The sequence below is a fragment of the Thiorhodococcus mannitoliphagus genome (genome assembly GCF_010915725.1).
Lineage (GTDB): Bacteria > Pseudomonadota > Gammaproteobacteria > Chromatiales > Chromatiaceae > Thiorhodococcus > Thiorhodococcus mannitoliphagus.
This window is the reverse complement of record NZ_JAAIJR010000203.1, coordinates 1-6,262: the sequence shown is the minus strand read 5'-3', so window position 1 is coordinate 6,262 and position 6,262 is coordinate 1. Positions and strand designations below refer to the sequence as shown.

Below are 6,262 nucleotides of genomic sequence, written 5' to 3'. Positions count from 1 at the left end.
GTTGGTCGTCTTGACCCCACGAATCGCCTCAAGCCCCACCTTCGCCTTGAAGCTCGCCGAAAAGGTCTTACGATTCCCCTCTGTCACTGTCGCTCTCCTCGTTAATGTGCGAGGCGATAACTTAAATCCGTGTCCAATTCTCGGGGTCCACTATATCCCCCAGGGCTACGACTGGGCCAGTCTCAGGTCCAAGGTGGGCGAGCCGCTGGAGGCGCATTACCTCGTCACCCTGCACCGCCTGGGGCAGAAGCCCGTCATGTTGGGCGCCATCTTCTTCAAGGCGCAGAACAAGATCCAGGATCCGGCGAAGCTCTCGCGCCTGGTGCAGCTGATCGACGCCGAAAACTGGATCAGCCTGGACGCCGCAACCAAGGGCGATCTGTACGAAGGGCTGCTGCAAAAGAACGCGGAAGATACCAAAAGCGGGGCCGGTCAGTATTTCACCCCGCGCGCCCTGATCGAGGCCATGGTGGCCTGCGTGCGCCCCGAGCCTATGAAGACCATTGCCGACCCGGCCTGCGGCACGGGCGGCTTCTTCCTGGGCGCCTACAACTGGCTGACGCGGCCTGGGGCCACGCTGGACAGGCGCCAGAAGACGTTCCTGCGCGACCGGACCTTCCACGGCAACGAGATCGTGCCCAATACCCGCCGCATGTGCCTGATGAATCTCTTCCTGCACAACATCGGCGTCATGACGAACCAGCCGACTCGGCTCTAGCTCCTCCACACCTCTGACTGGCACCTCGGCCGCAGCCTTTACGGCCGCAAGCGCTATGCGGAATTCAAGGCCTTTCTGACCTGGCTCGCCGAGAGCATCGATCAAGAGCAGGTCGATGTCCTGCTGATCGCGGGTGACGTCTTCGACACCAGCGCGCCGAGCCATCGCGCCCAAGGCACTGCTGCGCGCGCTGGATGTGGACGTCATCGGAGCGACGACCGAGGATCCGGAAGATGAGGTGCTGGTGCTCGCGGATGCGACGGGAGCGGCAGAGCTGATCCTCTGCGCGGTGCCCTATCTGCGCGACCGTGACATCCGCACCGCAGAGGCCGGCGAAACCATTGAGGATAAGGACCGCAAGCTGCGCGACGGCATCTGCGGACACTATGCCAAGGCGGCGGAGATCGCCGAGCGGCGACGCGCCGAGCTGGGGCATCAGATCCCCATCATCGGCATGGGCCACCTCTTCGCGGCGGGCGGCCAGACCGTCGAGGGCGACGGCGTTCGCGAACTCTACCTGGGCTCGCTCGCCCACGTCTCGGCTGGCATCTTTCCGGCCTGCTTCGACTGCCTCGCCCTCGGCCAACTGCACGTCCCGCAGCAGGTCGGCGGATCGGAGACCCTGCGCTACCGCGGCTCCCCCCTGCCGATGGGGTTCGGCGAGGCCCGGCAGGCCAAGAGCCTCTGCCTGGTCGAGCTGAGCGGCAGCGAGGCAAGCGACCCGGCTCGTCGAGAGACCCGTCTTCCAGCGCCTAGAGCAAGCCACCGAGGGCTGCGAGCTGGAAATCCTGCGGGTCAAGAACAACCGCGTGGTCGAGCGCGTCCTGGAACGAATGGACGCTGAGGAAAACCTCGCGGACCTTCGAGTCGAAGAGGTCTTCGCGCGCTGCATCACCGCGCACGGAGTCTCGGACGATCAACGGCCGGGGCTCTTGCTTGCGTATCAAGAGATCTTACAGGCGCTGAATGAAGCGGACCCGCAGGCGGATTAAGGACAGCCCCGATGCGCATCGAGCAGCTGCGATTCAAGAACCTCAACGCGCCGATCGGCGACTGGACGCTCGACCTCAGCCACCCGGCCTTCACCGCAGACGGCATCTTCGCCATTACCGGGCCAACGGGGGCGGGCAGCGCACGCGGCGCGCCTCGTCGGATCTTGTGAGGTGCTCGCCATGACGGGGCGAGCCCAGAGCAGGCGCCGATCTTGATGAATGACGACGCGCCCTTCATGGTCCTGCAAAGTGGCTGTCGAACGGTCATGCCATTTGACGGCACAACCTCGCTATACTCGCGCCGATGGCAACGCCGGAACGGATCGGAGTAAAAAATCATGGGCGTACCGCAAACTCGGACTGACTTCTCAGCCGCCGACTATCTTGCCTGGGAGAGCGAACAGCCGGAGAAATCGGAGTTCTTCCGAGGTGAGGTCTTCGCCATGGGCGGGGCGTCCAGGCGCCATGTAACCGTCTCGGGAAATGTCTTTTCCGCTCTAGATCAAGCCATCGAAGGCTCCCCCTGCCGCGCCTACATGGCCGACATGAAACTCCGCGTTCTTGAGGACGAGGCGTATTTCTACCCGGATGTCCTGGTGACCTGCGATCCCGCCGACCATCGCTCGGACCTCTTCATGAGCGCCCCAACGCTGGTGGTCGAGGTGCTTTCGCCCTCGACGGCCGCCTTCGATCGCGGCGAGAAGTTCGCGGCCTACCGCCGGATCCCATCGCTGCGGGAGTTCGTCTTGATCGATCCCGAGAAACAGAGCATCGAGATCTACCGGCGCGCCGGTCACGACGTCTGGGAACTCCACGATATCCCCCCTGAGACACCGCTCGCGTTAGCCAGCCTGGAGGCCGAGATCGGCTGGGACCGCCTTTTCAGAAACCTGGACTGAGGTGATCTGAATCGGGGGATAGAAAATCCAACCCTGCTCGGGAGACATGAGCGCCAGCGCGACGAGCGACAGCGGCTCGACAGCCTCTCCGTCGAACTGGCGGGGCTTCAGCTCCTCAGCGCGGAGGAGGAGGCCAGCCTGACCGACAGCCTGGAGTAAAAGCGCGGCCAAGACACCGAACTGAGTCAGCAGATCAGCGGCCAGCTCATGCTTCGTCCGCGTTGAGCGCACTCATCAGCGCGTCGGCGTCAGCGTATCGATGCGTTCGGCCGGCCGGCCTATAGATCAGCTAGCGATGCGCGCAGACGCTCCCTTGCCAACCTCCTGCTGAGTCTCTTGCAACTCGGCATGGGCAGCCTCGGTCAGCACGACGTAGCTCGGGCGATTATTCTTAGAAAATGCCCATCAATTGTTTCCCGATGCGAGCGATGCCGCCCGAAATCCCCCCTGCCCCCCCCTTTGCGAAAGGGGGGAAGTTGTTGATGCACACTTCCTTAATGATGTGCACAGGCCCATTGTGAGGGGCTGCGTCCAGGGCGGCTATTCCGCGGCGCTTGATCTCTTGGGCCGGAATGCGTTCATGCCTGCTCCAGGGACTGAAACAAGCGCCAATGCGAGCACGACGAACGGTGCGCCTCACGGTTGGGGCAATCCTGTCAATGGGCGTGCTCGCAGTCCGCCAAAGGATGATTCGGTGAAAAGCGCGAGCGACCGACCGTCATCAAAGACACCCGTCCTCACTCGGCGCTTTGCGCCGGCTCGGACCCCTTGTCCTCCTGAAAGTCAGCAAAGCGACAGACTTCGGCCGCTTGAGATCCCAAAATTCAGTGGCTGGAATTCGCGTCCTGCGGTCAGAGCAATGCTCCAACGGCCTGCCCGCTCGGCCGATTACAGGACCGAGGCGCAGGGCGCCGAGAGCGGGCGAGCCACCGCAACCTGGTGGCTCGCGACCAAAGACTGACGCCGGGCCGCTCGAAATCAAACCGCCAGCGCGTACACCGCGCGGGAGCGCTCCAGCCCGACGTCTTGATGCTCGCCGAGCGCGGTCATGCCGTGTGCTTCGAGCTTGGCCAGCAGCGGGGCGATGGCCTCGGCGCCGATGCCGTAGCTCGACAGATGGGTGGGCACCTGCAGCGACTCGAAGAAGTCGCGGGTTTGGGCGATGGCGCCATCAATGCGCGCCTCCTCGTCACCCTCGCGCAGCCCCCAGACCCGCTCAGCGTACTGCAGCAGCTTTGCCCGCTTCTCCTCGCGCCGCACCTGGAGCATGGCCGGCAGGACGATGGCGAGGGTCTGGGCGTGATCCAGTCCATGCAGCGCGGTGATCTCATGCCCGAGCATGTGGGTTGCCCAGTCCTGCGGCGCGCCGGCACCGATGAGGCCGTTCAGGGCCAGGGTCGCCGTCCACATCAGATTGGCCCGCACCGCGTAGTTCTCTGGCTCGGCTAGTGCCTTGGGCCCTTCCTCGATCAGCGTCAGCAGCAGACCCTCGGCGAATCTGTCCTGCACCTTGGCGTCCGCCGGATAGGTCAGATACTGTTCGGCGATGTGGGTGAAGGCGTCAACCACGCCATTAGCGACTTGGCGCGGCGGAAGCGTGTAAGTCTTGGTCGGGTCGAGCACCGAGAAGCGCGGGTAGACCAGGGGATTGACGAAGAAGAGCTTGTCCTGGGTAGCCTTGCGCGTCACCACGGAGCCGCCGTTCATCTCCGAGCCGGTGGCCGGCAGCGTCAGCACGCTGCCGAACGGCAACGCCTCGCTGATGGGCGCCTGTTTGGCAAGGATGTCCCAGGGCTCCCCGGTAAAGGGCACGGCGGCGGCGATGAACTTGGTGCCGTCGATGACCGAGCCGCCGCCAACGGCGAGCAGGAAGTCGACCCGCTCGCTGCGCGCGAGTTCGACGGCCTTCATGAGGGTCTCGTAGGTCGGATTCGGCTCGATGCCGGCGAATTCGAGGACGGTGAAGTCTTTCAGCGCCCGCTTGACCTCGTCCAGCGTCCCGGTCTTGACGACGCTGCCGCCGCCGTAGGTGATGAGCACGCGGGCGCCTGCGGGGATTTCTTGGGCGATCTCGGCGATTTGGCCCTCGCCGAAGAGGATGCGTGTCGGATTGTGGAAGGTGAAATTCAGCATGGGGCTTACCTGTTGAAGTCGACGAAACGAGCCTTTCAAGCTCGACGATCGACGCGGCGCGAGGCGCCGCGTCGCAGCGGGGTCGATCAGAGACAGTGGGAGGGCGTGCCTTCGAGGAAGGAATAGTCCGTATAGCCATGCTCGTCCCCGCCGTAGAAGGTCGCCTCGTCGGGCGTATTCAGCGGAGCATCCCGACGCAGGCGTTCAACCAGGTCCGGGTTGGCGATGAAGAGCTTGCCGAAGGCGATGAGGTCGGCGGCATTCGAGGCGCGCGTCTCCAGGGCTAGATCGCGCGTGTAGCCGTTATTGCCGATGTAGGTGCCGTGAAACAGCGCGCGCAGCTTCGACAGCTTGAAGGGATGTCCAGTCTCGCGCGGGCCGCCGGTGACGCCCTCGACGAGGTGCAGAAAGCCGAGACCCCGCTCGGACAACTGCTCGACGACATAGCCAAAGAGGGCTTCGGGATCGCTGTCTTCCATGTTGTGGACCGGCGAGAGCGGAGCAAGTCGGACGCCGACACGTCCCTTGTCCCAGACCTCGAGCACGCTGTCCACCACCTCCAGCAGCAGGCGCGCACGATTCTCCACGCTGCCGCCATAGGCGTCGTCGCGCCGATTGGATCCATCGCGCAGGAACTGGTCGAGCAGATAGCCGTTGGCCGAATGGATCTCGACCCCATCGAAGCCGGCCGCGCGCGCCTGCTCCGCCGCCCGGCGATAGTCGGCGACGATACCGGGGATCTCATCCAGCTCCAGGGCGCGGGGCGTCACCATGTCGACCATCCCCTTGCCCGTGAAGACCTGGCCCTCGGCCTTGATGGCGGACGGCGCCACGGGCAGCGCGCCGCCTTCCTGCAAGTCAGGGTGCGAAATGCGCCCGACATGCCAAAGCTGGATGAAGATCTTGCCATGATGACCGTGGACCGCCTCGGTCACCTGCTTCCAGCCCTCTACTTGAGCCTCGCTGTAGATGCCGGGTGTTTGGATATAGCCCTTGCCCTGGGGCGAAATCTGCGACGCCTCGCTGATGATGAGTCCGGCGGTCGAGCGCTGGGCATAGTAGGTCGCCATCAGGGGCGTGGGCACGTCGCCCTGCCCGGCCCGGCTGCGCGTCAGCGGGGCCATGACTAAGCGGTTCGCTAGGGTCAGATCGCCGAGTTGATAGGGTTGAAAGAGATCGCTGGTCGGTTGTTCGCTCATGGCGGTTATCCAAATGCAGATTGGGTATAAACCTTGACCATGTCGCGGTGATACCGCCTCGTCTCAAGCCCTCACCCAGGGCATCGATCGGCAAAGCGCACCTCTGACAAGCGATTCAATCCGCGGAGACCACGCCTGGCGTCTGAGCTGGAGGAAAAGACGACGTCACGGTCGAAGCGAATCGGGCCAGAAAGCGCGGTCGGTGGGAGCGGCGCCCCCCCCCCCCCGGGGGGCCCGGGGGGCGGGGGGGCCCCCCCCCCCCCCCCGGGGGGGAAGGGGGGGGGGGGGGCGGGCCGGGGGCGCCCCCCCGCGGGGGGGGGG

At 64.7% G+C, this 6,262-nt stretch carries 7 protein-coding genes and 1 pseudogene; 6 read left to right on the top strand and 2 right to left on the bottom strand.

Going from position 1 to position 6,262, the window contains the following annotated elements; genetic code table 11:
• The first annotated feature begins 193 nt into the window (after nucleotides 1-193).
• The 6 genes and pseudogenes from G3480_RS28675 (at nucleotide 194) to G3480_RS24580 (ending at nucleotide 2,609) form a co-directional block, all read left to right on the top strand.
• The gene (locus G3480_RS28675; protein WP_338114218.1) at nucleotides 194-718 is read left to right on the top strand and encodes an HsdM family class I SAM-dependent methyltransferase; all 525 of its coding nucleotides are present in this window, start codon (nucleotides 194-196) and stop codon (nucleotides 716-718) included.
• A gap of 60 nt (nucleotides 719-778) precedes the next feature.
• Nucleotides 779-838: pseudogene (locus G3480_RS29320) on the top strand (hypothetical protein); the annotation flags it as partial.
• A gap of 13 nt (nucleotides 839-851) precedes the next feature.
• Complete coding sequence (locus G3480_RS29315; RefSeq protein WP_164656866.1) at nucleotides 852-1,562, top strand: hypothetical protein; 711 nt, start codon at nucleotides 852-854, stop codon at nucleotides 1,560-1,562.
• A complete protein-coding gene (locus tag G3480_RS24590; RefSeq protein ID WP_206171878.1) occupies nucleotides 1,498-1,710 on the top strand; it encodes an exonuclease SbcCD subunit D C-terminal domain-containing protein in 213 nt (70 codons plus the stop codon). The genes G3480_RS29315 and G3480_RS24590 overlap by 65 nt, the downstream gene beginning before the upstream one ends.
• Nucleotides 1,711-1,721: 11 nt before the next feature.
• Complete coding sequence (locus G3480_RS24585; protein WP_164656870.1) at nucleotides 1,722-1,880, top strand: hypothetical protein; 159 nt, start codon at nucleotides 1,722-1,724, stop codon at nucleotides 1,878-1,880.
• A 168-nt stretch (nucleotides 1,881-2,048) separates the two neighbouring features.
• A complete protein-coding gene (locus tag G3480_RS24580) occupies nucleotides 2,049-2,609 on the top strand; it encodes a Uma2 family endonuclease (protein ID WP_164656869.1) in 561 nt (186 codons plus the stop codon).
• A gap of 978 nt (nucleotides 2,610-3,587) precedes the next feature.
• On the opposite strand, the gene yqhD is transcribed toward G3480_RS24580, so the two are convergent.
• A complete protein-coding gene (yqhD, locus tag G3480_RS24575; RefSeq protein WP_164656868.1) occupies nucleotides 3,588-4,742 on the bottom strand; it encodes an alcohol dehydrogenase in 1,155 nt (384 codons plus the stop codon).
• Between the two features lie 86 nt (nucleotides 4,743-4,828).
• The gene (locus tag G3480_RS24570; RefSeq protein WP_164656867.1) at nucleotides 4,829-5,941 is read right to left on the bottom strand and encodes an alkene reductase; all 1,113 of its coding nucleotides are present in this window, start codon (nucleotides 5,939-5,941) and stop codon (nucleotides 4,829-4,831) included.
• Nucleotides 5,942-6,262 lie beyond the last annotated feature (321 nt).

Coding starts and splice junctions, on each gene's coding strand:
- G3480_RS24570 (WP_164656867.1), bottom strand. CDS start 5,941: ATGAGCGAACAACCGACCAGCGATCTCTTTCAACCCTATCAACTCGGC.
- G3480_RS24580 (WP_164656869.1), top strand. CDS start 2,049: ATGGGCGTACCGCAAACTCGGACTGACTTCTCAGCCGCCGACTATCTT.
- G3480_RS24585 (WP_164656870.1), top strand. CDS start 1,722: ATGCGCATCGAGCAGCTGCGATTCAAGAACCTCAACGCGCCGATCGGC.
- yqhD (WP_164656868.1), bottom strand. CDS start 4,742: ATGCTGAATTTCACCTTCCACAATCCGACACGCATCCTCTTCGGCGAG.